This window comes from Acetobacter estunensis, from assembly GCF_011516945.1.
Classification (GTDB): Bacteria; Pseudomonadota; Alphaproteobacteria; order Acetobacterales; family Acetobacteraceae; genus Acetobacter; species Acetobacter estunensis.
In genome coordinates this window covers 41,519-68,225 of the sequence record NZ_WOTH01000016.1, presented here as the reverse complement: position 1 = coordinate 68,225, position 26,707 = coordinate 41,519, and the positions used below count along the sequence as shown (strand labels likewise).

General features: G+C 57.5%; 25 protein-coding genes and 1 pseudogene. 14 read left to right on the top strand and 12 right to left on the bottom strand.

The window, feature by feature from the left end; genetic code table 11:
• Nucleotides 1-110 precede the first annotated feature (110 nt).
• Together GOB87_RS09345 and GOB87_RS17145 are read right to left on the bottom strand one after the other, a co-directional pair.
• Complete coding sequence (locus tag GOB87_RS09345) at nucleotides 111-890, bottom strand: site-specific integrase (RefSeq protein ID WP_242006272.1); 780 nt, start codon at nucleotides 888-890, stop codon at nucleotides 111-113.
• 17 nt (nucleotides 891-907) lie between these two features.
• Nucleotides 908-1,057: pseudogene (locus GOB87_RS17145) on the bottom strand (helix-turn-helix domain-containing protein); the annotation flags it as partial.
• 1,215 nt (nucleotides 1,058-2,272) lie between these two features.
• On the opposite strand from GOB87_RS17145, the gene GOB87_RS09335 reads away from it, so the two are divergent.
• A complete protein-coding gene (locus GOB87_RS09335; RefSeq protein WP_166315644.1) occupies nucleotides 2,273-2,845 on the top strand; it encodes a recombinase family protein in 573 nt (190 codons plus the stop codon).
• A 26-nt stretch (nucleotides 2,846-2,871) separates the two neighbouring features.
• Here GOB87_RS09335 and GOB87_RS09330 read toward each other — a convergent pair whose 3' ends face one another.
• The 7 genes from GOB87_RS09330 to GOB87_RS09300 form a co-directional block, all read right to left on the bottom strand.
• Nucleotides 2,872-5,943, bottom strand: a complete 3,072-nt coding sequence (locus GOB87_RS09330; protein ID WP_166315641.1) for a type I restriction endonuclease subunit R — start codon at nucleotides 5,941-5,943, stop codon at nucleotides 2,872-2,874.
• On the bottom strand, nucleotides 5,940-6,902 hold the full coding sequence (locus tag GOB87_RS09325; RefSeq protein WP_166315638.1) for a GIY-YIG nuclease family protein: 963 nt from the start codon (nucleotides 6,900-6,902) through the stop codon (nucleotides 5,940-5,942). Before GOB87_RS09325 ends, GOB87_RS09330 begins: the two co-directional genes overlap by 4 nt.
• Nucleotides 6,899-8,161, bottom strand: a complete 1,263-nt coding sequence (locus GOB87_RS09320; RefSeq protein WP_166315635.1) for a restriction endonuclease subunit S — start codon at nucleotides 8,159-8,161, stop codon at nucleotides 6,899-6,901. The genes GOB87_RS09325 and GOB87_RS09320 overlap by 4 nt, the downstream gene beginning before the upstream one ends.
• Nucleotides 8,158-9,969, bottom strand: a complete 1,812-nt coding sequence (locus GOB87_RS09315; RefSeq protein WP_166315672.1) for a type I restriction-modification system subunit M — start codon at nucleotides 9,967-9,969, stop codon at nucleotides 8,158-8,160. The genes GOB87_RS09320 and GOB87_RS09315 overlap by 4 nt, the downstream gene beginning before the upstream one ends.
• 69 nt (nucleotides 9,970-10,038) lie before the next feature.
• On the bottom strand, nucleotides 10,039-10,437 hold the full coding sequence (locus GOB87_RS09310) for a type II toxin-antitoxin system death-on-curing family toxin (protein ID WP_166315632.1): 399 nt from the start codon (nucleotides 10,435-10,437) through the stop codon (nucleotides 10,039-10,041).
• Nucleotides 10,437-10,664 (bottom strand): AbrB/MazE/SpoVT family DNA-binding domain-containing protein, encoded by a 228-nt coding sequence (locus tag GOB87_RS09305; protein ID WP_003630907.1) that lies wholly within the window; start codon nucleotides 10,662-10,664, stop codon nucleotides 10,437-10,439. The genes GOB87_RS09310 and GOB87_RS09305 overlap by 1 nt, the downstream gene beginning before the upstream one ends.
• Before the next feature lie 102 nt (nucleotides 10,665-10,766).
• Entirely contained in the window at nucleotides 10,767-11,285 is a 519-nt protein-coding gene (locus GOB87_RS09300; protein ID WP_166315629.1) for a helix-turn-helix domain-containing protein, read from the bottom strand.
• A 495-nt stretch (nucleotides 11,286-11,780) separates the two neighbouring features.
• On the opposite strand from GOB87_RS09300, the gene GOB87_RS17140 reads away from it, so the two are divergent.
• Nucleotides 11,781-12,044 carry a transposase gene (locus GOB87_RS17140; RefSeq protein WP_166315626.1) on the top strand — a complete coding sequence of 88 codons (264 nt, stop codon included), beginning with the start codon at nucleotides 11,781-11,783 and terminating at the stop codon, nucleotides 12,042-12,044.
• 108 nt (nucleotides 12,045-12,152) lie between these two features.
• Here GOB87_RS17140 and GOB87_RS09290 read toward each other — a convergent pair whose 3' ends face one another.
• Nucleotides 12,153-13,565 (bottom strand): SidA/IucD/PvdA family monooxygenase, encoded by a 1,413-nt coding sequence (locus GOB87_RS09290; protein ID WP_166315622.1) that lies wholly within the window; start codon nucleotides 13,563-13,565, stop codon nucleotides 12,153-12,155.
• A 384-nt stretch (nucleotides 13,566-13,949) separates the two neighbouring features.
• Here GOB87_RS09290 and GOB87_RS09285 point away from each other — a divergent pair, with 384 nt between their 5' ends.
• The 6 genes from GOB87_RS09285 to uraH are packed head-to-tail and all read left to right on the top strand — an operon-like array spanning nucleotide 13,950 to nucleotide 19,884.
• Nucleotides 13,950-15,545 (top strand): gamma-glutamyltransferase family protein, encoded by a 1,596-nt coding sequence (locus GOB87_RS09285; protein WP_166315620.1) that lies wholly within the window; start codon nucleotides 13,950-13,952, stop codon nucleotides 15,543-15,545.
• The gene (locus GOB87_RS09280; protein ID WP_166315617.1) at nucleotides 15,539-16,840 is read left to right on the top strand and encodes an allantoate amidohydrolase; all 1,302 of its coding nucleotides are present in this window, start codon (nucleotides 15,539-15,541) and stop codon (nucleotides 16,838-16,840) included. Before GOB87_RS09285 ends, GOB87_RS09280 begins: the two co-directional genes overlap by 7 nt.
• Nucleotides 16,837-18,099: a pyridoxal-phosphate-dependent aminotransferase family protein gene (locus GOB87_RS09275; protein WP_166315614.1), complete on the top strand. Its 1,263-nt coding sequence runs from the start codon at nucleotides 16,837-16,839 to the stop codon at nucleotides 18,097-18,099. The genes GOB87_RS09280 and GOB87_RS09275 overlap by 4 nt, the downstream gene beginning before the upstream one ends.
• A complete protein-coding gene (puuE, locus tag GOB87_RS09270) occupies nucleotides 18,096-19,010 on the top strand; it encodes an allantoinase PuuE (RefSeq protein WP_166315611.1) in 915 nt (304 codons plus the stop codon). The genes GOB87_RS09275 and puuE overlap by 4 nt, the downstream gene beginning before the upstream one ends.
• The gene (gene uraD / locus GOB87_RS09265; protein ID WP_166315608.1) at nucleotides 19,007-19,534 is read left to right on the top strand and encodes a 2-oxo-4-hydroxy-4-carboxy-5-ureidoimidazoline decarboxylase; all 528 of its coding nucleotides are present in this window, start codon (nucleotides 19,007-19,009) and stop codon (nucleotides 19,532-19,534) included. Before puuE ends, uraD begins: the two co-directional genes overlap by 4 nt.
• Entirely contained in the window at nucleotides 19,531-19,884 is a 354-nt protein-coding gene (gene uraH, locus GOB87_RS09260) for a hydroxyisourate hydrolase (RefSeq protein WP_166315605.1), read from the top strand. The genes uraD and uraH overlap by 4 nt, the downstream gene beginning before the upstream one ends.
• A gap of 24 nt (nucleotides 19,885-19,908) precedes the next feature.
• On the opposite strand, the gene GOB87_RS09255 is transcribed toward uraH, so the two are convergent.
• Together GOB87_RS09255 and GOB87_RS09250 are read right to left on the bottom strand one after the other, a co-directional pair.
• Nucleotides 19,909-20,565, bottom strand: coding sequence for a nucleotidyltransferase family protein (locus GOB87_RS09255; protein WP_338421433.1), 657 nt, complete (start codon nucleotides 20,563-20,565; stop codon nucleotides 19,909-19,911).
• Nucleotides 20,535-21,629, bottom strand: coding sequence for an XdhC family protein (locus GOB87_RS09250; protein ID WP_166315602.1), 1,095 nt, complete (start codon nucleotides 21,627-21,629; stop codon nucleotides 20,535-20,537). Before GOB87_RS09250 ends, GOB87_RS09255 begins: the two co-directional genes overlap by 31 nt.
• 155 nt (nucleotides 21,630-21,784) lie before the next feature.
• On the opposite strand from GOB87_RS09250, the gene GOB87_RS09245 reads away from it, so the two are divergent.
• From GOB87_RS09245 to GOB87_RS09220, 6 genes are all read left to right on the top strand, one after another.
• Nucleotides 21,785-22,195: a host attachment protein gene (locus GOB87_RS09245; protein WP_166315599.1), complete on the top strand. Its 411-nt coding sequence runs from the start codon at nucleotides 21,785-21,787 to the stop codon at nucleotides 22,193-22,195.
• Nucleotides 22,196-22,238: 43 nt separating this feature from the next.
• Complete coding sequence (locus GOB87_RS09240) at nucleotides 22,239-22,904, top strand: MBL fold metallo-hydrolase (protein WP_166315596.1); 666 nt, start codon at nucleotides 22,239-22,241, stop codon at nucleotides 22,902-22,904.
• Nucleotides 22,905-23,003: 99 nt separating this feature from the next.
• Nucleotides 23,004-23,501, top strand: coding sequence for a DUF192 domain-containing protein (locus tag GOB87_RS09235; protein ID WP_166315666.1), 498 nt, complete (start codon nucleotides 23,004-23,006; stop codon nucleotides 23,499-23,501).
• A 39-nt stretch (nucleotides 23,502-23,540) separates the two neighbouring features.
• Complete coding sequence (locus tag GOB87_RS09230) at nucleotides 23,541-24,515, top strand: NAD-dependent epimerase/dehydratase family protein (RefSeq protein WP_166315593.1); 975 nt, start codon at nucleotides 23,541-23,543, stop codon at nucleotides 24,513-24,515.
• Nucleotides 24,516-24,774: 259 nt separating this feature from the next.
• On the top strand, nucleotides 24,775-25,536 hold the full coding sequence (locus tag GOB87_RS09225; RefSeq protein WP_373320647.1) for a CHAP domain-containing protein: 762 nt from the start codon (nucleotides 24,775-24,777) through the stop codon (nucleotides 25,534-25,536).
• Between the two features lie 162 nt (nucleotides 25,537-25,698).
• A complete protein-coding gene (locus GOB87_RS09220) occupies nucleotides 25,699-26,673 on the top strand; it encodes a hypothetical protein (RefSeq protein WP_166315590.1) in 975 nt (324 codons plus the stop codon).
• Nucleotides 26,674-26,707 lie beyond the last annotated feature (34 nt).

Below are 26,707 nucleotides of genomic sequence, written 5' to 3'. Positions count from 1 at the left end.
TGACTTGAACTCTGCCGCATACCGTTTCCGCGTAACCTTGCCCATAAAACCCGTCCTCGTTCAGGCCAGATGATAGCTTATCGCCCTGTCCGAAAAATGGGGACCACCTCTTAGGTTACAAGAGGCCCGCATGGCACGCTCTCAATCCATGATCGCAGAAACTCGGGCACCGGGATGCGTGGCCGTCTCTTCTTTGTTCGAGCACGGCCAGGAGGGTTAAGGTCAATCACTCCGTGCTTTAGATCGCATTGCTCGCGAGTAAGTTGCAGAAGAGCTTCAGGACGCGAAGCTGTTCCGATGAGAAGCGCAAGAAACATACGAAGATGAGACGGCATATCCACTTCCCAAAGCCGTGCCATCTCCTCAATTGTCATAATGCGGTCACGTCCCTCACCTTCAGGTGGCAGCACAATCGGGATCTGGCGATCAATCTCGCCATTCTTCCAGACCCAGTTTACAGCTGCAGCCGCAACACCCATTACACGACGAGTATAACCAGCAGAGTAACCTTTGCTGCGTAAATGTGAGGCGATGCGCTTCTGTTCAGCCACGGTATAGCCAGCGACGCAAGCACCCACTTCCATACTATCTAGCATCAACTCAAGCGCTCTTCTATTCGGGCCAGAACTTCGTGTCTTTTCACTGTGATTCTTAAAGTATCGCATGAACACAGAGGCTAAACTCGTATCTAGCACTGACTCATTTCTTCTCTTGGAATGTTCTGTCACGTATTCCGCAAGTTTTATTTTCGCTTCCTGAAGAATGTTTGTGCCAAGAGATGCTCGTTTTGTCTGTCTTGTCTTGGAATCGTACCAACATGCACACCAGGACTCCGAATTCGGTCGTTTTCCCAAGAAATACTGGCCAATTCGGAAGGTGTTGTCGGACATTTTTCGTTTCTTGCAAGGTAGTCATTCAGATGCACATCAGTGTAGCGCACCCGAGAGCGAATTTTTAGATAGCCGATGCGACCGTCCATCCGCTCACGCCGTAACGTTACAGGCGACACACCAAGCCGTGCTGCCGCCTCTTTTTCTGTATGTAAGCTCACACACATAGGAATTCTGATCTACGTGACCTGAATCGATCCAATGCGATGACAGTATATTTGATTGAACGATAATGCCGTCATTATCCTGTCCCCGACAGGCGACCATTTAATGACGAGAGCAAATCACTTTTGGGGATGAAAGCCATCCCGACATAGTGTATTACCTTCGACATTGCAGGCCGCTAGGTGTTTCTCGCGGTTCTGCGTGGAGTTGAGTGTTTCCGCACTCAACTCCACAAGTCAGGAGGCCTTGGTGCCTCCTTTTTTTATTTCATGTCAACCGAAAAAGTTTTCGATCTTATTATCTATAGTAGATAATAAGAGGAACAAAATGTATTTAATAAAATTATATACATACCTTTATTTTAAATTTTAAATTTATTATATAAAGTATTTTACATTTTATTTCTGTATTATATTTGTTTTTCTTGTATGGAAATAGAATAGGAAAACATATCGATCCAATTTGATAGATATTAAGTGTTTTCCGAGTGTTTTCCGAGTGTTTTCCGAGTGTTTTCCGAGTGTTTTCCGAGTGTTTTCCGAGTGTTTTCCGAGTGTTTTCCGAGTGTTTTCCGAGTGTTTTCCGAGTGTTTTGGAATTAATCGGCGACATTGAGCAATGCAAGGGAGTACTTTTGGAATATTTTACCGGAAAGTCGCTTTGCTCCTGAAAAGGTGACGATTTTTAAACAGAAGGCAGAGCTACGGAAGAATTTTTGCTCTCACAAAAGGCACATAGAATCCTTAATCTGGTCTATACACAATACGCAGTCCTTCGGACTGACAACCCATTGATAAATCACATTTTTATCTTCATCAGCCTTTCTTCGCGTATTACTTTGGTAATACCACACTCACGATTTCTGGCGGTTTTCGGCGGAAAAAGCGTATTACGTTGGTAAGACGATAGAGATAATGCTTCAGGACGCCTTCAGGTCTCTCTGGCCCTCCCGCGCTCAACCCCATAAATCGGCTATAGAAGCAGTCAAACGCCCCAAAGTGATCGTTGGCGAATGATTGGATAGATCGGTCCTATTTTCGCTTGTCAGACAATAATACCCGTCCTGTTTCAGCTTGATCGAAGTTACATCCACACTCCTGACAAGCGTTCACAAAACGGTGGTTTTCTGAACGTCATAAAAATCCGCTTTGCAGCGTCGCGTGGTCATATTTATCTTGTTAATATTCTCGTCCAGTTTTCAATGTTCAGGTTTAGTCAATGAATCAACGGATCGGTTACGCCCGTGTTTCTACGGAAGACCAGCACCTGGACCTGCAACGTGATGCACTTCAGCAAGCTGGCTGCCGCGTTATTTATGAGGAGACAGCCAGCGGCAAAAATGCAGCGCGCCCCGAGCTTGAACAATGCCGAAAGGCTTTGCGGAGTGGCGACACGCTTGTCGTCTGGCGGCTTGACCGACTTGGCCGCAGTCTGCCTGACCTCGTACACATCGTGGCAGATCTTGAACGCGCTGGAGTAAGCTTTGAGAGCCTCTCCGAGAAGATAGAAACCGGAAGTGCCGCAGGTAAGTTAGTTTTTCATGTATTCGCTGCGTTGGCTGAGTTTGAGCGCAGCCTGATCCGTGAACGAACCTATGCCGGCCTTGCCGCGGCACGCGCCAGAGGCCGCTCTGGAGGTCGGAAACCCAAGCTCCATGACAAGCAGCTACGAGAAATCAGGGCGCTATTGCGCGATCCTGATATCCGGGTAGCAGACGTGGCGCGGCGGTATAATGTCTCGCGTACAACACTGTACAAATACGTCGGGGCCATTACCCCGCACTCAAAATGACCAGCCCCAGATTTTCTGGCCAGCTATTACCCTTGGAATCCCTCCCATAACCCGCCCTGCTTTACGATAGCAGCAATAACGGCACGCAACAGCGAACTATCGTTCAGCATCTGTTTGCCCATCTTTTCATGCGCCTCCATCAGCTCAATAGTCGCATTCAGCCCTTCTTCCTGAAGATCAGGCGAGTTGGCGAACTGATCCTTAGTGTTGGCCTTTGCCTGCTCCCGCAGTTTTTCTGATTCTGCCAGCTTGGTTTCCAGTCCTGTGACAAACGCCACCTTGTCACCATCCGTCAGATCGCCTTGGAACAGATCATTGATCGCCTCAATGATGCGGGAAAGCTGCACCTTCACTTTGTCCCGCGGTTGCCCCGACCCGGCTTCCTTTATCGGTTCCAGCCCGTCACCGGCTTCGTTCTTCAGCCCAAGCTTCTGCTGGCCAAGATCCTTCATACGATGATGCGTCAGACGCAGGGTCGTCGTGTCGATGGTCTCACGTTCACGGTCGAACTTCAGCAGCGGCCAGAGCATTTTCGCGAACAGGTACAGTTTTTCATAATCCGGATTGCCATAGTTCAGCATCTGACTGAAAAACTCATACATCCGCACGTAGGACGCCAGATCACTCCGGAACTGGATCAGGCCGTCAATCCGTTCCTTTGCTTCTTTCCGCTCCTGTGAGCCTTCCGGTTCGTCCTGAACAATTTTCCGAGCATCACGATACCGGCCCAGCACACGGGAACTGACCGGCACGATGGCCGCATCAAGCTGCTGCTGCGTCGCTTTCGGATTTGTCAGGATACGGGCCACCCGATCCACTTCGGGCTGATCGTACAGCCCGGCGTCATCCAGCTTGTGGCGCAGGTTCACCACGCAGTTCGGATCACTGAGGTCCGCCAGTTCGGCCTTCGTGTAATATTGCTGGAACGCCTTGAGGATGTCTTCCGGGTCATTCTCGAAGTCGACCACGAAGGTCATGTCCTTGCCCGGATAACAGCGGTTCAGCCGCGAAAGCGTCTGTACGGCCTGAATCCCGCCGAGCTTCCGGTCCACATACATGCCGCACAGCAATGGCTGATCGAAACCCGTCTGGAACTTGTTCGCCACGATCAGAATTCGCCATGGATCTTCGGCAAAGACTTCCCTCAGGTCGCGTCCTTTCAGCGCGGGGTTGATGTTACTTTCCGTAAACGGCTCCGGGCCACTTTCCGGGTCATCTACCTCGCCCGAGAATGCCGCGAGAAGCCCGAAGGGATAATGCTTTTCCTTCACGTAGCGATCCATAGCCAGCTTCCAGCGCACGGCCTCCTTGCGGCTGGCCGTCACGACCATGGCGCGCGCCTTGCCACCAAGGAGCGGCTGCACATTTTGCCGGAAATGCTCCACCACGATCTGCACCCGTGCGGCGATGTTGGTAGGGTGCAGTCGCACCCACTTCATCAGCGCCTTCTTTGCCTCCGAAGCCTCGACTTCCTCGTCATCCAGAATCTGTCCGTTCTGGCTCAGGCGGAACGCCTGTTTCCAGGACACGTAATTCTGCAACACATCGAGGATGAATTCTTCCTCGATAGCCTGCCGCATGGAATAGACATGGAACGCCTCAGGCTTGTTGTCCTCGCCCTTGGGCTGATCCGGATGCGGCAGACGTCCGAACAGTTCCAGCGTTTTGGCCTTTGGCGTAGCCGTGAAAGCAATAAAGGAAATGCCAGCATCCGCCGCAGTCCTTTGCGCCATTTCCGCCGCCAGCAGGTCTTCCGTACTGATCTCCCCACCGTCCGCAAGCTCCGCCAGTTCACCAGATGACAGGGCGGCTTTGAGCTTGCTGGCCGATGTCCCGGTCTGCGAGGAATGGGCTTCATCTGCGATCACCGCGAAATGCTTGCCCTCGGTCGCCGCAAGCTGACGGATTTCCTCCAGCGCGAACGGAAAGGTCTGAATCGTGCAGATGATGATTTTCTTGCCGGTATGCAGAGCCGCCGCAAGTTCCTGACTCTTGCTGCCCCCATTGCCGGAGATCGATGCTACCACGCCGCGCGTACGCTCAAAACTTTCGATGGTTTCCGAAAGCTGCCGGTCCAGAACCTTACGGTCTGACACCACAATGACAGTATCGAACAGCTTGTGATTGTGCGCGTCATGTAGATCGGACAGAAAATGCGCCGTCCACGCGATGGAGTTTGTCTTGCCCGACCCGGCAGAGTGCTGGATCAGATAACGCTGCCCCGGCCCCTCTTTCAGAATGGTGGAGACCAGCAGCCGTGTGGCGGCAAGCTGATGATAGCGCGGAAAGATCCAGCCCGAGATCTTCCCCTTTTTCTTCACCGGAATGATGTAACGGCCAAGAATATCCAGCCATGAATCTGGCTGCCATACCTCCCGCCACAGATACGCCGTGGTGCCGGGATTGCCTACACCACCATCGTTCCCCTGATTGAACGGCAGGAAACGGCTGTGCGCGCCATCCAGATGGGTGCACATCATCACGTCACTGTTGCTGACAGCAAAATGCACGACCGCACCACCCGGCACCGAAAGCAGCGGCTCAGCAGGCTTACCGGGCGGTTTCGGTAGTCGGTCGGTGCAATACTGCTCCACCGCATCCTGAACTGACTGAGTGTAGTTCGATTTCAGCTCGGCGGTCGCCACCGGAACGCCATTCAGAAACAGAACAAGATCCAGCTCATTGCCGTTACTGGCCGAATAACGCACCTGCCGCACAACGCGCAGGCGATTAGCATCGTAACGATGCTGCAAATGCGGATTCATCGTCAGGGCCGGACGGAACTGACAGATCTTCAGCGTTTTTGTCAGCCCGATAATGTCCAGTCCATCACGCAGGACGACAAGCGCCCCACGCGCATTCAGGGCATCCCGCACACGCTGGCATAAAACTGCGCCAGCCGAGGCCCCATGCGTTTTCTCCAGCGTCTCCCACGCATCCGGCTCGCATTCGCGCACCCACGCCAGCAGATCTTCGGGAAACAGGGCCTGCGCCACGTCATAACCGCTGGCGGAACCATTTTCATAAAGCCAGCCGGAACGTCCGAGATAATCGCAGATTTCGGATTCCAGATGGTGCTCCTTGTGAAGATCGGTCATTCACCGGTGCTTTCTTCTGTTACGGCATCAAGCTGACTGGCCTGCCAGTCGCGGAACGAGATGTCCGGGTTGCTTTCCAGCTTCCACGCCGCAGGGCCACTTACGGAATGACCGAAAACAACCGCAGCGGCTGCACTCGGGCTTCTGAAGGCATAATCTTTCGTAAAAACCCGATGCGTTCCAGCCGTTTGCAAAATGCCAGACCGTACCAGTTCGTCATGCAGCGGCTTATAGGAACCAGCCTGTGCGCTGTCCTCTCTCTGCCAGTCACTCCGGGCCTGCGATCCGGCTTCAACAATAAATTCGCCGTCCTGAAAAACAGCTTTTGCCGTCAGATCAATGCGCGGCTTGTGCAGGACAAACCGAACAGTCTCCGGCGCCGCATCGGTCCTCTCTCCTTCCGATGCTTCAAAGACCGGAACAGGCCGGGATGACCCCGCCGGACGGCTGCGCTGGATAAACATGTCCACCCGGATGGCGGGCAGAACCACCATCAGGCTGGCAAGAAACGCCTCCATCTTGGCAATATCCGCTTCCGTCAGACCCGGCGGCTTCGGAGAATTGCCGTTATGCAGCGGCGTATGTCCGATCTCCCGCGCCATAACGATCAGCCGCGCTTCCAGATACTTCACATGCGCCTTGTTGAGCCGGTTCGCACTGGCGGAGACCAGAACAGCGGTTTCCCACCAGTCCTTGTCACTCGCCGCCGCGTGCTGTTTCAGTCTGACACCAAGATCCTCGGCTTCCCCGATATAGGCGAAATTCTCCCCTTCCTTCTCGCCCAGCAGCAGATACACTCCGGCATAACCGGATTCCTCCCGTTTGAGCGCGTCCGTCAGGCGCGTGCGCGGCGTGACGAACACATGCCCTGTCCAGTTGAACAGTTCGGCGGTAATCATCCCGTCCGGATGGCCGTCGATATAGAAAAGCTCCAGAGAACGCCCTTTGGTGTCGATCATGCTGCAAGGGCCTTGCTCTGGGCGCGAACGTCGATCTTGCCGGTGACAGCTGCAGAAATCAGAGCGGCGCGGCGCTCTTTGAGGAGAGTGATTTGCTTACGCATCTTCTTTGAAATATTTGAATATTTTTCATCAATTACCGCAATCATTTCACTAATACGGTTTTGCTCTGCATAAGTAGGCAAGGAAATTCTAATTTTTGACATAACATTATTCATAAGTTTTGGATTAATATCTTGCCTCACAAAATATTTTACAGATAAAGAAATAGCTTCCTTCACAAAATATAGATTTAAAATTTTTGATGCAAAAAGTGTTCCACATACATTTGTACAATTAAATCTTCCACTTCTAACAAAAAGTGTTCCAGCATTTGCGCCATCCGTTGTCCACGTTATATAATCTCCTTCAAAATCAAATGAATTAATATAACCCATCACACCATCATCTTCGGTTTGCGATGAATAAACGGGGTATTCCCCTCCATTTTCGTGAATTTCTTCGTGGCTAATTACTCTTCCTCGCCCCAAACGAAATAATAGATAAAGTGGCATCACCTCCCATCCTTCCGGCACCATCCCGATCCACGGGATACCTGAGTCCTTCATGGGGGCGTTGGGGTTCAGGCCTTTTGTGACGGCGTGGGAGATGACGGCCTGCCGCTTTTCCGCAAGGAGGGCAATCAGCCGCTCCTGTTCGGCGATCAGGGCGTCAATCTTCCCGCACTCACGGTCCAGAAAGCTAGCTATTGCCTGCTGTTCGGGGAGTGGTGGGAGAATGACTGGCAAATATTTAAATTCTTTAAAATTGAGACTTTGCCTTACTCCACCTCCCATTGAATAGAATACTTTTTCACAATCATATGCCCTCATCAGGTAAGAAATATAAAAAGGACAACAATTCTTAGCTGTCTTTATGGACAAATAAGCAGACGTTATTATGCCATTGTATCGACTAATAGCACTTCTAAGGCTGTTTCTATCATTTTGAAGGTCTGTCAATCTAAATATTATATCGCCAAATTTTACAATTTGATAAGTCTCATAAGAATCCGGGAGTAGACCAAAATTATTGTTTTTATCTCGTTCAATTATATTTCCATAACTCAACGAAAGCGTATTTGACGATTTTAAACCGGTGTTTTTATCTCTATTTTCAGTGGATATAGAAAATAGTGGAGCAACACCCCACCCGGCCGGGATCTTCCCAATCCACTCAACTCCGCTGTCCTTATAAGCTGGATACTTCGGGAAACTCATGCCGAAAGCTCCCCAAGCATCGCCATGATTTTCGCAGTCACCTCTTTCAAATCCGCATCAATCTCCGCAAGCGGACGCGGCGGCTCGAAGACATAAAAATACCGATTGAACGGAATTTCGTAGCCAATCTTTGTCTTGTCCTCGTCAATCCACGCATCCGGGGCATGGGGCAGAACTTCGCGTTTGAAGTAGGTGTGAATATCCTCATCCAGCGGCACGTTTTCCGTATCGCGCAGGCTGCTATCGGGCATGGGTTTGCCCTTCGCCTTGCCGCGCTGGCCGAGGACGATCTTGCCGTCCTCATCGCGCTGAGGACGCTCCACGGTGATGGTCTGGTAGCCAAACGCCTCATTACGGAAGATGCGGCTCAGCGGTGCGAGCCTGACCTTGCCGCCTTCGGGTGCTTCCGGTGGTTCCGCGCCCTTCATCACGACCTCACGCGTCTGCGTGCCATCGGCGGCGGTTATGGTGGCAAGCTGCGCCTCCTGCGCATCGCGAAACAGGCGCGTGACGAGGGTAATGTCGTCCTCTCCCATTTCCTTGCGCTTGGAGCCAAGGCTTTTGCGCATTTTCTGCCAGAAGGAGGAGGCGTCGATCAGTTGCACCTTGCCCTTGCGATTCTTTGGCTTGCGATTGGTGAGCACCCAGACATAGGTAGCGATGCCGGTGTTGAAGAACATATCGGTCGGCAGCGCGATGATGGCTTCGACAATATCCTCTTCCAGAACGAAGCGGCGGATTTCGGACTCGCCGGAGCCTGCTGCGCCCGTGAACAGGGGCGAGCCGTTCAGGACGATGCCAAAGCGTGAGCCTCCGTCCTTCGCGGGACGCATCTTGTGGACAAGGTGGAGCAGGAACAGCATGGAGCCGTCCGAGATGCGCGGCAGGCCGGGGCCGAAGCGTCCATCATAACCGAGCTTTTCATGCTCGGCCCGAACGGCTTTCTCGACTTTTTTCCACTCCACGCCAAAAGGCGGGTTGGAGAGCATGTAATCGAATTTGTGGTCCGCCAGTTCGTCATCGGAGAGTGTATTGCCGAGGCGAATGTTGCTGACGTCCTGATTACGGATCAGCATGTCAGCCTTACAGATGGCATAGGATTCCGGGTTCAGTTCCTGCCCGAACATGGTCAGACGGGCGTCCGGGTTGTGGTCGAGCAGGAACTCTTCCGCGACAGAGAGCATACCCCCGGTGCCAGCCGTCGGGTCGTAGATGGTGCGAACGGCAGCATTCCCCGGGGTCAGCAGACTGTCATCCTCGGCAAAGATGAGGTTCACCATCAGCCTGATGACTTCGCGCGGGGTGAAATGCTCACCGGCTGTTTCGTTGGAGGCTTCCGAGAACTTGCGGATCAGTTCCTCGAACACCTGCCCCATCTGGTGGTTATCAACGGCTTTGTCGCTGAGGTCGAAGCTGATGAATTTTTCAAGCACCAGATAGAGCAGATTTGCCTTTGCCAGACGGTCTGTCTGCTCGGTGAAGCGGAAGTGGTCGAAAATGTCACGGGCAGCGGGTGAGAAGGCGTTGATATAGGCGGAAAGGTTCTGGGTCAGGTTATCCGGATCGCCCAGCACGCCTTTCAGAGTGAAGTCGGATGTGTTCACGAACTTCAGACCGGCGGCTTTCTCCATGAAAGGCATGGCGTCGATGCCTTTACTCTCCCACTTCTCTTTTTCCTTTAGCACTTTGGCTCGGGTAGGAGCCAGAACGGCATCAAGGCGGCGCAGAACGGTAAAGGGCAGGATGATCCGACCGTATTCGGCTGGCTTGAAATCGCCTCGCAGGAGATCGGCGACCTGCCAGATCATGGAGGACAGGGAGGCGGTCCGGGGTGTCGTGCTCATAAGAAAATCTGGTCCGATGTCGAAAATGTGGAATCACTGGTTTTGAAAATGTTGCCGGAGCCAGACCGCGAACGCGTCTTCCTCCATTGCGCCAGACGCAAGAGCCACCATGGCTTCGACAGCTTCCGGAGCGCCGACCTGCACACGAGTGCCGTTCAGCCGCAGGAAAAGGACGCAGCAACTCCAAGCTGTCCGCTTGTTGGCGTCGTTGAAGGGATGATTGCGCGCGATGCCATAAGCGTAGGCCGCAGCCAAAGTCGCGGTGTCCGGCGGAGGCTCTTCAGCATAGTGCCAGCGGTTTTCTGCGCGGGCTAACGCGCTGTGCAGCAGATCTTCGCTTTTGAGCCCGTGGGTTCCGCCGTATTCTTTCAGGGCCTGATCGTGCATGAACAGCACCGCGTCAGGTTCCAGAAACTCAGGCACATCCGGCATCAGCGCTTGGCCAGTTCCTGAAGAACATCTGCCTGCTCACGCAGCGTCTCACGCGCCATCTGCATCTGGCGTTCAAGCCTGAGATTACGTTTCACGAGCTTGATGCCGTCAGCCATTTCGACCAGCGTGAGTTCCTGCCCGACCTCAAGACCAAGGCGGATACGTGTTTCCGCCGGAAGGGTAACACCGACAGAATTGCCCTGTTTGCGAACGACAACCGTTTCCATGGGCCCATCTCCATATTACATGTCGTAATACGTAACAGGACCACCTCAGGGGTGACAAGCGCAAATGCCCCTTTAGCAATGCTGATCAGACAGAATTGCGAGTCAGATGGTTCCCCAGCCTTTGATGATTTCGATCCACTCGCTTGGTGAAAGCTGGCTTGGACCATGCGGTTCCGGGTATCGACGCCCTGAAAGCAGCCGTTTCTCCTGAATATGTATATCTCTGGACGCCTTCTGCGCCATCCTGTCACTTACAACCTGCACACCACGGAAAATGGCGCGGGCCATATGCTTTCCGGCTGCGCGAACCTGATCAGTAGCCTTGATAAGCAGCCTGTAGGTGTTGCTGGTTCTCACCCATCGACCCTCCACTCGCTTGCGCCGGTGGGTTCGCTCGATCAGTCCAAGCTCATAGCCCCGTTCAAGCGCCCGGATAACCGTTCGCACGGAATACCGACAGGCCCGAGCAATGGCATCGTGGCTTGGATAGAGCCCATCCGCACCCAGAAAGGTGGCGAGCGTCATGAGCACGGATTTTTCGGATGGTTTCAGCTGGCGGTCAAAATAGAGACCCAGAACCTGCTTGCGGAAAGCTGCCTTGACGGAAGCATGGCGGCTCATCGCTTTGCACTCCCGGTCGAAACCAGAACGCGATGAAAAAAACTTGCCTGAAAGGCCCGGAGATTCGTGACAACAGAGTCAGTTTCTAGTACGCTGCTCGCACGCATTGCACGATTTTTCCTTGATCGTGCGTGCCGTTTTTGAACGTGTTTGACTCTGTAAGTCTCTGATTTCGTTGGGGTCAGCCGGTTTTGACATGGTAGGGGTCACAGGTTCAATCCCTGTTGCGCCCACCATCTGCTCGTTTTTATTCTCTAAAAATCAAATAATGAGCGTAGATATAGTGAGTCGATTCGCACCACTGATGTATTGCGCACGCTCGTCTTAAGCCGTGTTAACGCTTGAAATTCTTCCTATATTGTTAGGATGGAAAACGGAGACGAACCGGGCGCTCTCACAGACGAAACATGAGCGATCTGAGAACGCATGCTCCAACTGGTTCAGAAACAATAGGGGATCGCACTCAGCATAACATTTCTCGGTGAAGTCGACCCCGTGGCCTTTATCACCGACAAGGCTTATGACGCCGATCCGCTCATTAAAAGCTTGAAGAACGGTAGATCACACCGGATTATTCCGTCAAAAAAACGAATCAATCCACGGACAATCCCTTTCTCGCTTTATAAAAAACGAAACACCACTGAATGCTTCTTCGCCAGACTAAAGCAGTTCAGAAACATCACAACACGCTACGACAAGCTGAAATCAATGTTCTTCGCAGCAGTGCAACTCGTCTCCGCCACTCTCGAACTCAATTAACGAAACGCCCCACTGAAACAGCCTCCACAGAAAACGACGATGAAATCCAACAGTTGAAAAAGAAGTCCAAAACGATCCCCCTATTTCCAACTCGAGAGCTAAGATGTGTCAGCCCGGAGGATCGAGGCTGACAAGTTCTTCCACGTTGTAATCAACCAGACTCTGCAAGTGTCTTTCACCGTCTTCAACGAACAGATCGCGTCCGATGCCAAAGGTCAGTTTCTCGACCCCGAAACGCATGGCGCTGATGGAAGCACCTGAAAGGCCCATGCTGGGCGTGGCGGAAAAGGTGAAATTGTGGATCGCCGCCAACATGGGAGCGAGCGGATCGGCGCTGTCCTTGGGCAGGAACTGAAATTTTGCGCCCAGATAAGGATAGCTGCCCAGCAGCGTGCTTTCCTCGTCCGTGGGAGGTGTAAACTCATCCCTCCACAGCGCCACATGCGGTGCGAGCCGCGCCAGTTCAGGACGTTGGGCCATGTCGATCAGAAAGCCGGTGCCGACGACAAGGAAATCGAACCGCATCTTCCCTTTCGGGGTGGTGACGACAACTTCATTTCTTTCCATGCGTACACCTGTCCATGGCGTCCCGACATGAAAGGCAAAGTTTTCATGACGCCGACAGCGCCAGAACGTATCCTGAGGAGGCGGCTGATTGAGAGCGTATATCCGGCGCATGAACCGCCAGCGCACAAGATCCGGAAGTTCTGAGAAATAACTCAGGAATCCCGCATTCTCCATCCAGCGATAGGGGTTGACGGAGGGAATCTCCTTGCGGCGAAGACAGAGGTCCACACGAGCAGCACCCGCTTCCAGAGCCGTGGCAGCGTTGTCGAACGCGGAAGCGCCCGCTCCCAGCACACCAATCCGTTTGTTCTTGAGAGCCGCGAAATCAATGGTCGCAGACGTGTGGGCGTATCGATTGGCAGGCAGATTTTCCGAAATAAACTCAGGGATGTACCACTTTCCGCCTCCCTCGATTCCGGTGGCCAGCACGACCTTACGTGCTCGCACCTTTTTCTCTTCTCCTGTCGCGCAACGGAAGGTCAGCATGACCAGATCGTCCTGCCAATCCAGATCGAGAAGATTGTGCTCATTACGCACAGGCAAATTAAGCACGTCACGTACCCAGTCCAGATAGGCCTGCCAGTCCTGCCGGGAGATCTTGTCCAGATCACGCCATGCCTGCGCGCCATATTTCGCCTCGAACCATGACTGAGGCGTCAGGGAGGGAATGCCGAGATCCGGTCCTGTCACGTATTTGGGCGTGCGCAGCGTCAACATGCGGGCAAACGTGATCCACGGTCCCTCACCGCCTTCGGGCGCGCGATCGAACATGCACACATTTGAAATACCCCGACGCATCAAACCGAAACAGGTGGCGATCCCTCCCTGTCCTGCCCCGATGACAGCAACATCCAGCACGCGCTGGCCATCATGTTCACGCGAAAAATTCCACTCGCGCGTGGCGTAGCTGATTTTCGCGAGGTCTTCGCGAACACGTCTGTCGAGATCTTCCATGCCTGTTCATCAACCTTGGATACGTCGCACCAGCAGAAACACGCTTCAATGTTTCACACCCGGACCGTTCTTGTATATCTCCCATACTCACGATCTCTTGAACGATTGTCCTGAACAGCGATCCGGGACGCATCAGTTTATCGATAGAGAGCAAGCTTGTGCGTGAGATATTTTACTGCCTGACCACCAGATGACGCGGATTGAGTCATTCCCCTCGAGTGCACAGCGTGCCACGCATGAACGGCATCCAGATTATGGTACACCCGGACGCGAAGCTCTCCTTTCCACCATGACGTATGCACTGGCATATGCCGAACTTGCAGGTTTTCCCAATATCCCGAAGAGTGAGACTCAGCCGAGAGAAACAAGAAAGACGCACGCCTCATGCTGCACACGGCGCGTTCACTTCGCGGAATGGTCACAGCCCCGCACCATCTCGCTTCACAGGCCGGCCTCGACATCCTGCGCGCAGGCGGTTCCGCCATCGAGGCCGTCGTCACCACAGCCGCCACGCTGGCCGTGGTCTATCCACAGATGACCTCCATCGGGGGGGATGCCTTTTGGCTGATCTGTTGGCCCGATGGCCGCACGGAGACCATCGACGCCTGTGGCGCGGCCGCCGAAAGGGCCGATCTGGCGCTCTACCGCAGCGCCGGGTGCGAAAGCATCCCGTGGCGCGGACCGCTGGCCGCCAACACCGTGGCCGGAACCGTCTCGGGCTGGGCGCTTGCGCTGGAACGCAATGCCACGATGCGCGATCACACGCTGCCCCTGAAACGCCTGCTGGTCGAGCCGATCCACCACGCGGAAGCAGGTGTGCCGGTCACGGACAGTTGGGCCGAACTTGCCCGGCTGAAATCCGCTGAACTGAGAGCCGCGCCCGGCTATGCGGACGTCTTCGAGCCAGCCGGATGCCCTCTTACGACAGGCGATATCCTGCGCAACCCTGCGCTGGCCGAAACACTTCAGGCACTGGCCACCTTCGGGCTGGACACATTCTACGAAGGCGGAATCGCGCGCCGCATCGTCGCCGATCTGCGCGAAGTCGGCAGTCCTCTTACAGCGGATGACCTTGCCGCCCATCGGGCGCAATCCTGCCCGCCCCTGTCGGTGCCGATCCGTGGCGCGACGCTCTACAACATGGCGCCTCCCACGCAGGGCGTGGCATCGCTGCTCATCCTTGCTCTGTTCGACCGGCTGAAAGCCGACAAAGGCGAGAGTTTCGAGCATATCCACGGCCTGATCGAGGCCACAAAACAGGCTTTCCGTTATCGCGACACCCATGTGGGAGACCCGGCATGGATGACAGTGGAAGCTCAGCACATCCTCGACGACACGGCCGCTCTGGACGCTATGGCGGCGGCCATCGACCCACACCGTGCCGCGCCATGGCCCCATCCCGCCCAACAGGGCGACACGGTGTGGATGGGGGCCGTGGACAGCACGGGGCTGGCCGTAAGTATGATCCAGAGCACCTATTTCGAGTTCGGCTCAGGCGTGGTGCTCCCACAGACGGGCATCACATGGCAGAACCGGGGAGCGAGCTTCCGGCTGGCGGAAGACGGATGGAACGCGCTCAAGCCGGGACGCAAGCCGTTCCACACGCTCAATCCCGCCGCCGCCCGTTTCGATGATGGCCGCGTGATGGTGTACGGCACCATGGGCGGCGAAGGACAACCGCAGACACAGGCGGCCATTTTCTCACGCTACGCCCGCTACGGCATGGGCCTTCAGGCCGCCGTCACGGCTCCGCGCTGGCTGCTGGGGCGCACATGGGGCGAAGAGAGTGTAACCCTGAAATACGAGGACCGCTTCGACCCGGATCTGATCGCCGCCCTCGGTGCTGCGGGACATGCCATTGAACGGGTCGCGCCCTTTACCTCCATGATGGGACATGCGGGCGCCTTGGTGCGCCACCCGGACGGCGTGATCGAGGGCGCAACCGATCCACGTAGCGACGGTGGTGTGGCGGCATGGTAAGCCGCGACCCTTCGCCCGGAGAGCGCGCCGTTGCACGATGCAACCAACTGGGCGTCCCTCCTTTCAGCGATGAGACGGGGCTGCTGTATCGCCCCTGGCTCGGCCCCGGCTTTGTCGCGACCGTCGAGGCCGTCGCACAATGGATGCGCGAAGCCGGGATGAGCGTGCGAGAGGACGCTGCCGCCAACCTGATCGGGCGTTACGAAGGCACAACACCTGATGCCCCTGCCCTGCTGTTCGGCTCCCATCTGGACTCGGTGCGCGATGGCGGTCGCTATGACGGTATGCTGGGCGTGATCGCGGCCATCGAAGTGGTGGCGGGTTTTCATGCACATGGGGAGCGTTTTCCGTTCGCCATCGAGATCATCGGCTTTGGGGATGAGGAAGGCTCGCGCTTCCCCGTCACCATGCTCACCACCCGCGCCGTTGCGGGCGTGCTGGAAGAACACGATCCGAACGCCGCATTTGCGGAATTGTGCGATGCAAATGGCATAAACGTGCAGCAGGCTCTTGCCGGGATGGGTCTGACGCCTCGCGGCATGATGACGGCGCGCCGTCGTCGCGAGGACGTTCTGGCTTATGTCGAGGCCCATATCGAACAGGGCCCCGTGCTGGAGGCTGAAGGGCGTGCTCTGGGTGTCGTCAGCGGCATTGCAGCACAGCGACGTTTTGAAATCCGCCTGCATGGACAGGCCGGTCATGCAGGCACCATGGCGATGAGCCTGCGCCGGGATGCGCTAACCGCCGCCTCCGAGATGGTGCTGGCGGTGGATCGCGTCGCATCCGAAGCACAGGGCGCGGAGGGACTGGTGGCCACGGTCGGTTCACTGCGGCCATGGCCGGGGGTGGTCAACGTGGTGCCCGGTGACGTCACGTTCACGCTGGATGTGCGGGCCGGCACCGAGAGGCAGCGGGATGACGCGGTGGAGGCGATCATCACGGCGATGGGGGACATCGCCGCACGCCGCAGCATCGAGCTCGATCTCATCCCCCGTGAAAATCTGGCCGCCACACCTTGCGATTCCCGATTACTTGGCCTGATGGAACGAGCCGTGGCACAGGTTACGGGACAATCCGCCCGCGTGTTGGTCAGCGGTGCTGGGCATGACGCCATGATCATGGCGCGGCTGGCACCGATGGTCATGCTGTTCATCCGCTGCGAAAAAGGCATCAGCCACAACCCTGCCGAAGCCGTCCTTCCTGCGGATGTGGACGACACCATTGCGGCACTCACCGCTTTCGTCCGGCTGTTCGCCGGAAATCCAGAGCTTTCGCAAAGGAGAAACCCGGCATGACCGTGCCCGCATTCGGAGAAATCGACCCGCCCCAGCGTCTGCTGATGGGACCGGGGCCGGTGAACGTCCACCCTCGTGTTCTACGTGCCATGAGCGCGGACATGCTGGGGCAGTTCGACCCGGAAATGACGACCTACATGAACCAGACCATGGCGCTCTACCGTCAGGTGTTCATGACCGAGAACCGCTGGACGTTCCTGATCGACGGCACGGCGCGGGCAGGCATCGAAGCCGCTCTGGTGTCGCTCATCGAACCGGGCATGCGTGTGCTGCTCATCCGTGCGGGCCGGTTTGGGCTGCTGCTCTCGGAAATTGCCGAGCGCATCGGGGCCGACATCCGCACGCTCGATCTGGAATGGGGCGAGGTGGCAACGCCTGAAGCGATTGAGGCGGCGATCCGCGAGCATCAGCCCCGTGTGCTGGCCTGCATCCACGGTGACACCTCTACCACCATGGCTCAGCCTCTGGAGGATCTGGGCACACTCTGTCGCAGGCATGATGTGCTGTCCTATGTGGACGCGACGGCCACACTGGGCGGCATGGCTGTGGATGTGGACGGCTGGGGACTGGATGTGGTGACGGCGGGTCTTCAGAAATGCATGGGCGGTCCTCCGGGTTCCTCCCCCATCACCATTTCCGAGCGCGCGGCCGAGCACATTTTCGCTCGTCGCCATGTGGAAAAAGGCATCCGTGGTGCAGACGCCGACGATGGCTATGGTGCGCGTATCGGCTCCAATTACTTCGATCTGGCGATGGTCATGGAGTACTGGTCCGAACGTCGCCTGAACCATCACACCGAAGCCACCACCATGCTCTATGGCGCGCGCGAATGTGCCCGCGTGATGATCGAGGAAGGTCTGGAAAACCGCTTTGCCCGTCATCGTGCGGCAGGAGCCGCCATGACAGCGGGACTGCGTGCGCTGGGCCTGCGAGTGTTCGGTGACGATGCGCACCGCATGACCAACGTGACAGGCGTATGGATTCCCGAGGGTGTGAATGGAGAGGCCATACGCCACCGGATGCGCGAGGATTTCGAGATCGAAATCGGCACGGCGTTCGGGCCGCTGGCTGGCAAGATCTGGCGCATCGGCACCATGGGCTACAACGCCATGAAGCACAAAGTCCTGCTCACGCTTGGGGCACTCGAAAGCACGCTGACGGCAGAAGGCTTTGCCGTGCCTCGCGGCGCGGGTGTGGATGCGGCACTCATGGCGTGGAACCACGCTCTGCCCGCCGCACTGAGGAACGACCGCGCATGAGCCCCTATCCCCGCGACATGGTGGGCTACGGTCCCACCCCGCCCGATCCGAAATGGCCGAACGATGCCCGCGTGGCCGTGCAGTTCGTCATCAATTACGAGGAAGGCGGTGAAAACAGCATTCTGCATGGGGACGCCGGTTCCGAAGCCTTTCTCTCGGAAATGGTCGGCGCACGCTCCGTTTCCGGCGCTCGCGCCATGGCGATGGAGAGCCTTTACGAATACGGCTCGCGCGCCGGGTTCTGGCGACTGCACCGGCTGTTCACACAACGCAATCTGCCATTGACCGTGTTCGGCGTGGCCGAAGCCATGGCCCGCAACCCGCTCGCCGTTGACGCCATGATGAAAGCTGGATGGGAAATCGCCAGTCATGGCCTACGGTGGATCGATTATCAGGATGTGCCGGAAGATGTGGAGCGCGAGCACATCGCCCGCGCCATTGCGCTTCAGACGAAGCTTACCGGAAGCCGCCCGCTCGGATGGTATCAGGGCCGCACCAGCCCGAACACGGCGCGTCTTGTCGCGGAAGAAGGAGGCTTCCTCTACGACGCGGACTCATACGCCGACGACCTGCCCTATTATGACCGCACATGGGAAAACGTGACAGGCCGCGCCCAACTGATCGTGCCCTATACACTTGACGTAAACGACATGAAGATCGTGGCTCTCAACGGCTTTACGGAAGGCGAGCAATTCTACCGCTACCTTCGTGACACATTCGATCAGCTTTGGGACGAGGGCGAAACACAGCCGCGCATGATGTCGGTGGGACTGCATTGCCGCATTGCCGGACGACCGGCGCGCGCTCGCGCCGTGGCCCGGTTTCTCGACCATGTCATGTCACGTGAGAACGTGTGGGTCGCCACCCGTCTGGACATCGCCCGGCACTGGCGGAAAGTGCACCCCGCATGAGTGACGTGTGGCACCGGGTCAATGCGCTGGATGAATCCGCTTTCACAAAACAGTTCGGCTCGCTCTATGAACATTCGCCGTGGATTGCGCAGAAAGCATGGGAGCAACGTCCCTTCCGTGACGAGGCTGAACTTCTGACTGCGTTCCAGAGCGCAGTACGTGACGCGCCGCTGGACAAGCAGATGGCACTCATCCGCGCCCATCCGGAACTGGCGCGCCGCGTGGGGGTGGATGCCAGCCTGACGGAGACCTCTCGACAGGAGCAGGCATCCGCCGGTCTGAACCGTCTTTCACTCGCTGAACACGCACGTTTCACGGCGTTGAATGATGCCTACGGCACCAGATTTTCCATGCCGTTCATCATCTGCGTGCGGCTGAGCGAAAAAGATCGCATCCTTGCCGAGATGGAGCGCCGCATCCGCAACACACCCGATGAGGAACGCCGCACGGCTCTGGCCGAAATTGACAAGATTGCCGCTCTGCGCTGCAAGGATGTGCTCAAGGAAATGGAAGAAAACGCGTGAGCACGCTTTCGACCCATGTACTGGATCAGGTCTCCGGCCTTCCTGCCGCCGGCATGTCCGTCACACTCTGGCGGGGCGAGACCGTGCTGTTTGCGGGCGTGACGAATGAAGACGGCCGTTGCCCGGAGATGGCCCAACTGGGAGAACTGGAAGCCGGGAGCTACCGACTGGAATTCGCTGTCGCCCCCTATTTCCGCCGCCACAGCGTCGCGCTCACTGAGCCGCCTTTTCTCGACACCGTGCCCATCGTTTTCGGTCTTGCCGATCCCACATCCGGGAGCGCGCGCGGACATTATCATGTGCCGCTTCTCGTCTCACCGTTCGGTTATTCCACCTATCGGGGAAGTTGAAGCCGCTACGACCAGCCGGCATCTTCAGCCCTGACAGGCCGCAAACCGCTCCAACGCTTCTGGTGTGTCGAAATCTTCCAGAACGCCTGCATCCGCCGCCACACGTGCCTGTCGCAGACTGGTCGAGCGCAGCAGAACGCGACCGCCCCTATCTCCTTCCACAGTCTGTAAAGCCGGAAAACAGGCCGCTCCCCACACCACCGGATTGCCCATGCGCCCGTCATGTTCGGGCACCACGACATCCACCCCGCCCAATCGATACCGCGTCAGCAGATCGTCCATCACGCCCGTCCTGACCAACGGCATATCCGCCAGACAGATGAGCGCCGCGCAGGCGTGCCGGCTTTCTGCCCATTTCACACCTGCGCGCAGGGAGGCCGACAAGCCCTCTCTCGCATCCGGCGCGACACATATGTCCAGCCGTCGCTCCGGTATTCGCAGGGCAGGAGAGGTTTCATACACAGCCGTCAACAAACCTTCTCCATCAGGCGCCAGCACCACGCACACGGCTCCCACGCGGCTCCCAAGCACTTCGGTCAGTGTGCGCGCCAGCATGGTCTGCCCAGCCGCATCCTGCGCGAGAAGTTTGTGCTGATTTCCCGAACGTGAAGATCGCCCGGCCGCCAGAACGATGGCGACACTCTCGTCCTTCACGCACCGACCTGCTGCTGCGGAGACCACCACGTCACTCCCTGCGCGAGCGGCGCACCACGGCGCACAGCCACGATATCGGCCATGATGGAGACTGCGATTTCTTCCGCCTCAATCGCACCGATGGGCAGACCGACGGGCCCGCGTATCCGCGCAAGCGCCGCGTCCTCCACGCCTTCCTCACGCAACCGGACCAACCGCTTTGCGTGCGTTCCGCGCGATCCCAGCGCACCGATATAGAAAGCAGATCCTTTCACCGCTTCGCACAGCGCCGGATCGTCGAGTTTACTGTCATGCGTGAGCGCCACGATGGCGGTGGAAGCATCCGGAGCCAGTTCCGCCAGCGCCTCGTCCGGCCAGTCGCACATCAGCCGCACGCCGGGAAAACGCTCGGGCGTCGCCAGACCGGCGCGCGGGTCGATGATCGTCACGTCATAGCCGGAACGCGCTGCGATGTCGGACAGGCACTGCGCAATATGCACCGCCCCCACAATCAGCAGCCGAGGCGAAGGACGCACCGTCTGCACGAACCAGTCCGGCGCCCCCGCAATCACACGGGCAGAGCCGGTTTCCTGCAACATCGCGGACAGATTTTCCGGTGCCGCCCCTGACACCAGCAGATCATTCTCTCCCTCCAGCAGAATGTGCCCGGTTCCGTCCAGCGCACAGCCAAGGATCGCCGGTCGCCCCTGTCCCGTGGTAGCGACAATGTGCCGCACAAAGTCCATCGGGAACGTGCCCTGCGGTGCGGAGGGTGACTGTACCGCCTCGACCAGCACATCCAGACGGCCACCGCAGGCAAGACCGACGGACCACAGCCCCATCTCCGCGCTGCCATAGGTCAGGACACGGGGCGCATCGCCCATCATGATTTCGCGGGCGTTCGACATGACGTCCGCCTCCACGCATCCCCCACTGACGGAGCCTTCCACGCGGCCATTGCCGGCCATCACCATGACGCTGCCCACCGGGCGCGGTGAACGCCCGCCCGTCGCAATGACGGTGGCGAGCGCCACACTCTCCCCCTCCTCCATCCAGCGCAGGGCATGGCTCCAGGGGCTATTGATTCGGGTAGGGAGAGAAGACGTCGTCATATTCGGCAGCATACAGCGAACTGGGCGAGGCTTCACCCTGCCCCTATGCATTGGGGGGTTGCTCCCGCTCCTGATCGGGTTCTATCTCCCACCATGGTCCGAATCCGCCGGTTGCTGCGCCTTTGGACACCACGAGAAGACATGGAGCATGAACGATGGCTGAAAGTCTCGACGGCAAGGTCGTCTATATCGTCGCCGATGGCGGCAAGGCCCGCATCCTGCATCACAAGGACGGGCACATGCACGAGGTCTCCTCGTTTGCAGCGGCTGAGATCGCGGGATCGTCCGACAATGGGCGAGGCGATTTCTCCGTGGCCGATCACCACAAGGAAGAGTTCGGTCGCCGCGTCGCCAAGTGGATGAACGACGCCCTGCACGGCAGCAACACCCCCGATGGCTTCGTCCTCGCCGCTCCGGCGAAGGTTCTGCATGTCATCCGCGAACACCTCGCCAAGCCCACGCAGGCGAAGCTGATCAAGTCCATCGACAAGGATCTGATCAACATCCCGACGAACGACCTCGTCTCCCATTTCGACATCCCGGAGACGGGCTGGCAGACGGCCTGATCGGCCTTCACCCGCTCACTATCGGAACAGGGAGACCCGTTCGATGACAGATTCCGACCGCCTGAAGACGGAACGTTTTCCAGTCACGGCCTTTCATCAGAACTGCTCCCTCGTTTCCGATCCGAAAACGGGCCGTGCGATCGTGGTCGATCCCGGAGGAGATGCCGAGCGTCTCTTCCGGCACATCCGCGATGCCGTGCTCACGGTCGAGGCCGTGCTGCTTACACACGGACATCTCGACCATGTGGGGGGAGCCGCTGCCCTGCGCGATCTTCTCGCGGCAGAACAGGACAGTCCGCCCCTCATCATCGGACCGACCGAGGAAGACGACTTCCTGCTGCGTTCGGTCGAGGAACAGGCCCGCCATTTCGGCCTGACCGACCTGCACAGCGTCAGTCCCGACCGTTTCACGCATCACGGCGACGCGCTCGATCTTCTTGGACGCCGCTACGAAGTCCTGCACGTTCCGGGTCATACACCCGGACACGTCGTTTTCTTCGATCCCGAGGACCGCATCCTTTTTGCAGGGGACACCCTCTTTCGCGGCACCATCGGCCGCACCGATTTTTCCTATGGCGACAGCCGGATGCTGGTCTCCGCCATTCGCGAACATATCCTGCCTCTGGGCGATGACGTCGTGGTCATTCCCGGTCATGGCGCACCCACCACGATCGGGATAGAACGCGAAACCAACCGTTTTCTGGGCTAAAGCCCGCTCTTTTCTTCCATTATCGATAAGGCATACGATCCGGTGACCCGTCATTCCTTCCGCACACTCTTTTTCTCCGGCCTGCTCGTCACCGGCCTGATGCCCGCCGTCGTCTCATCCATGGCCCATGCCGATGGATCGGGTGCGCCAACCGCCGCACAACCCACGCTGCCGCAGGAAAAGCTGAGCATCCGCTCCGCCGACGGCACACACGATTTCACGGTGGAACTGGCCAAAACCCCCCACGAGCAGGAAGTGGGCGAGATGTTCCGCACCAATGTCCCCGCAGATCAGGGCATGCTGTTTGTGTGGGATCAGCCGCAGCAGAGCGACATGTGGATGGAAAACACGCTCGTATCGCTCGACATCGTGTTTATCGGCGCGGACGGACGCATCACATCCATCACTGAAAACGCCGTTCCACAAAGTCTTGCGCGGATCAGCAGCCATGGGCCCGTCGCGGCCACGCTGGAACTGCAAGGCGGCCTGACAGCGAAACTCGGCATTACAGTGGGAGATGTCGTGATGTCGCCCGCTCTCACGCACACGCCCGCTCATGGCACTCCCGCTGGCGTCCCGACGCCACATGCCGGCTGAGGACGTGATCGTTCCACATCGCAAGGATGGAGCCGGCGCGTGACCATTCTTGTTACGGGTGCGGCCGGATTCATCGGCTTCAGCGTGTGCCGCCGCCTGCTGGCGAATGGCCAGCGCGTGATCGGGCTCGATAATCTCAACACCTATTACGACCCGACGCTGAAAACGGACCGGCTGGCCATTCTTCAGGAAAGCGCCAACTTCTCCTTCCTGCGCATCGATCTTGCGCAGGACGATCTGATGGCCTGCATCCCGGCACATGAGCGACGCAGCATCACCAACGTACTGCACTTCGCGGCACAGGCCGGCGTGCGCCATTCCATGAAAGTGCCGGCGGCCTTCATCGACGCCAACATTCAGGGGCAGCTCGCGGTGCTTGAACTGACGCGACATCTGCCCGCCCTGCGCCATCTGGTCTATGCCTCATCGTCCTCTGTGTATGGACGCAATGCGGCGCTCCCGTTCCGTGAAACCGATCGGGTGGACCGCCCGGGCTCGTTCTATGCCGTCACCAAGAGAACGGGTGAACTGATGGCCGAATGTCATCATCACCTGCACGGATTGCCGGTTACGGGGCTGCGTTTCTTCACGGTCTATGGACCATGGGGGCGTCCCGACATGGCCTATTACAAGTTCGCGCGCGCCATTTTCGCCGGAGAACCGGTGACGCTCTATGAAGGTACCGATCTCGCGCGCGACTTCACGCATGTGGACGATGTGGTGGAGGCCGTGGTGCAGGTCATGGACCATCCTCCCAAAGATGGGGCGCAGCTCCTCAACATTGGCAATAACGCTCCTGAACCTGTCACGCGGCTGGTCAGCATTCTGGAACGTCAGTTGGGCCGCAAGGCGAATATCCGTCTGACGCCTCGTCCTTCAGCCGACGTGGAATATACGTGGGCGTCCATCGACCGCATTCGTGATCTCACCGGCTGGCAGCCATCCACCGATCTGGAAAGTGGTCTTGCCACGTTTTCACAGTGGTTCCTCGACCGCATGCAGCGAACCGTCTGAATACCGAATCGGTACACGCATATCTTGACGGAGTAGCGTGTGCGTGAAGAGAAATACCCTGCGTTCATGTCCCCCATGACATTGCGGAATGTTTAGATGCCTTCATTGTTATAGGATTATATTCCTATTTCACACTCACTCAGACAGGCGCCTGTATCAATATCGTCCTTGGGCACAATCAGTCTCCCTCACGCCCTTGTCAGCCCCGAATGGGGCTTGCTACCCAAGAACCGCAAGAAAAAGGCAGGACTACAGAAAGATGAACGACAAGAGGAAGTTGCGCGTCCGTCACCTCATGATGGCGACCGTCACCATGACTGCCGCGAACTTCCTTCATTCCACGCCCGGCGAAGCCCGCGTTCGTCACGCGCACAAAGTCGCGCATGGTCATCTGCATTCCGTTTCTTTCAATGTCGCGTCGTCCCGCAGTGCGCACCGCCACTGGGGCCGCATTCATTCCTCCGGTCATGTGATTCAGTGCGTGGCGTTTGCGCAGGCCGAGTCCGCTGTCGATCTGCACGGCAACGCTCGTGACTGGTGGCACAATGCCGCCGGGCGCTACGCCCGTGGCGCCGCACCGGAAGTCGGAAGCGTGCTCAATTTCCGGCCCATTCGTCGCATGCCGCTCGGACATGTCGCAGTCGTCACGGGGCGCGTCAACGACCGTGTGATCCTCATCGATCAGTCGCACTGGGCCCAGAACGGCATCAGTCGCAATGTACGCGTGGTGGATGTCTCCCCCGAAAACGACTGGTCCGCCGTTCGGGTGGAACTGAACGGACGTAACGGCACGTTCGGATCGATCTACCCGACATTCGGCTTCATTTATCCGCGTAGCGAAGGCGCATCTCCGGTTATGACCGCCTCCGCAGAGCGGTTCGAAATGGACCCCGGTCTTCAGCAGGTGGCCGAAGCTTCCGAGGCGGTCGGCACACTCGAAGAAGGGTATCGCGCCCCCGCTCCTCGCGCTGTCATTTCCCGCCGTCATGCGCATTTCCGGAAGCATGCCCGGCACAGCTAAAACAGCGCCTTTCTTTCCCGCTCTGTTCCAAAGCCCGTCCGGCCTCGTGCCCGACGGGCTTTTCTTTTGCCCGCATGACAGCAATTACGCGGATGATAATTGATAACGATTATCATTTGCAATATGGTGAACCTATCCCGCCGCGTCAGGAGTTCACCCGTCATGAACACGACAACGGAATTCACCACCGAATGGCATCTGGAGCGCTCCCGTCCGGAGCAGCTTCTTTCCTATCTCGATCTCTCCCGCCCCTTCATCGGACAGATCAACCGCCTCGTCACACGCTTCCGCGACGTGCAGTTCCTGTGCGAACATGGCGAGCGCCCTGAAGCCCTGTTCCATCTGCGCGATGCCCTCGCCTTTCATCTCGTGAAAATGTCACGGTGGTGGAACTTCGATTTCTGTCCACGCAGCACCCTGGAAATACAGGCTCCGCGCTTTCTCGCGCATGTGCGCGCGCACACCGAACGCTCCATAGAAGACGACACCTTCTATGACCTGTTCACGCTCCAACGCCATCTGCATGGAGGTGACGCCCGCACCATCCTGATCCTCGGACACGATCCCGAACCCCGAATGGCCGAAATCCTCTACGGCGTGGATGGCCAAAGACGCTTCCGTCTCGCCCACGCCCTGAGGGGCTGCGCCCCGACATGGGAAGAAGCGTCCTGGCCGGATTTTGCCGAAGCTTGGCTGGCGGCCCGGACACTGCGCGCCCGTAATGCCGGAGACCGCGAAGCCGCGCGCGATGCCTCACTCGCCCAAGCCGAACATGAACGTGCCCGATCATGGCACCAACGGCATTTCCACGCCTGCTGTGAACGTCACATCTTCGCGCTTTACCGCGAAGCCAGCGCCGAGCTTCTGCAACATCGCAGCGCCCATGGCCGACTGGAAGGAGAAGCGATCATCAATAGCCTTGCTTTCCGGGTGGCGCGCCAAGCCGTGCAATCCCGCCTGACCGTGCGCGATCTCATGCGTGAAACCGGCTGTTGCGGATCGAACGCCTGCCCCGAGGCGGTGGAAATCGAGCGTCGCGCCCGGATGCATGTGTTCATCAGCGTGGATGAAACACGCCAGACCGTGCAACTTGCCATCGTGGACCGTCTGGGAAGCCATCCCTGCCGCGAGGACTGAACTCTTCGTGCGACCACGGACATGAAAGCACACA

Excerpts from the sequence above, each read along its gene's own strand:
- GOB87_RS09345 (WP_242006272.1), bottom strand. The coding sequence starts at position 890 with ATGTCCGACAACACCTTCCGAATTGGCCAGTATTTCTTGGGAAAACGA.
- GOB87_RS09335 (WP_166315644.1), top strand. The coding sequence starts at position 2,273 with ATGAATCAACGGATCGGTTACGCCCGTGTTTCTACGGAAGACCAGCAC.
- GOB87_RS09330 (WP_166315641.1), bottom strand. The coding sequence starts at position 5,943 with ATGACCGATCTTCACAAGGAGCACCATCTGGAATCCGAAATCTGCGAT.
- GOB87_RS09325 (WP_166315638.1), bottom strand. The coding sequence starts at position 6,902 with ATGATCGACACCAAAGGGCGTTCTCTGGAGCTTTTCTATATCGACGGC.
- GOB87_RS09320 (WP_166315635.1), bottom strand. The coding sequence starts at position 8,161 with ATGAGTTTCCCGAAGTATCCAGCTTATAAGGACAGCGGAGTTGAGTGG.
- GOB87_RS09315 (WP_166315672.1), bottom strand. The coding sequence starts at position 9,969 with ATGATCTGGCAGGTCGCCGATCTCCTGCGAGGCGATTTCAAGCCAGCC.
- GOB87_RS09310 (WP_166315632.1), bottom strand. The coding sequence starts at position 10,437 with ATGCCGGATGTGCCTGAGTTTCTGGAACCTGACGCGGTGCTGTTCATG.
- GOB87_RS09305 (WP_003630907.1), bottom strand. The coding sequence starts at position 10,664 with ATGGAAACGGTTGTCGTTCGCAAACAGGGCAATTCTGTCGGTGTTACC.
- GOB87_RS09300 (WP_166315629.1), bottom strand. The coding sequence starts at position 11,285 with ATGAGCCGCCATGCTTCCGTCAAGGCAGCTTTCCGCAAGCAGGTTCTG.
- GOB87_RS09290 (WP_166315622.1), bottom strand. The coding sequence starts at position 13,565 with ATGGAAGATCTCGACAGACGTGTTCGCGAAGACCTCGCGAAAATCAGC.
- GOB87_RS09285 (WP_166315620.1), top strand. The coding sequence starts at position 13,950 with ATGCTGCACACGGCGCGTTCACTTCGCGGAATGGTCACAGCCCCGCAC.
- GOB87_RS09280 (WP_166315617.1), top strand. The coding sequence starts at position 15,539 with ATGGTAAGCCGCGACCCTTCGCCCGGAGAGCGCGCCGTTGCACGATGC.
- GOB87_RS09275 (WP_166315614.1), top strand. The coding sequence starts at position 16,837 with ATGACCGTGCCCGCATTCGGAGAAATCGACCCGCCCCAGCGTCTGCTG.
- puuE (WP_166315611.1), top strand. The coding sequence starts at position 18,096 with ATGAGCCCCTATCCCCGCGACATGGTGGGCTACGGTCCCACCCCGCCC.
- uraD (WP_166315608.1), top strand. The coding sequence starts at position 19,007 with ATGAGTGACGTGTGGCACCGGGTCAATGCGCTGGATGAATCCGCTTTC.
- GOB87_RS09250 (WP_166315602.1), bottom strand. The coding sequence starts at position 21,629 with ATGACGACGTCTTCTCTCCCTACCCGAATCAATAGCCCCTGGAGCCAT.
- GOB87_RS09245 (WP_166315599.1), top strand. The coding sequence starts at position 21,785 with ATGGCTGAAAGTCTCGACGGCAAGGTCGTCTATATCGTCGCCGATGGC.
- GOB87_RS09240 (WP_166315596.1), top strand. The coding sequence starts at position 22,239 with ATGACAGATTCCGACCGCCTGAAGACGGAACGTTTTCCAGTCACGGCC.
- GOB87_RS09235 (WP_166315666.1), top strand. The coding sequence starts at position 23,004 with ATGCCCGCCGTCGTCTCATCCATGGCCCATGCCGATGGATCGGGTGCG.
- GOB87_RS09225 (WP_373320647.1), top strand. The coding sequence starts at position 24,775 with ATGAACGACAAGAGGAAGTTGCGCGTCCGTCACCTCATGATGGCGACC.
- GOB87_RS09220 (WP_166315590.1), top strand. The coding sequence starts at position 25,699 with ATGAACACGACAACGGAATTCACCACCGAATGGCATCTGGAGCGCTCC.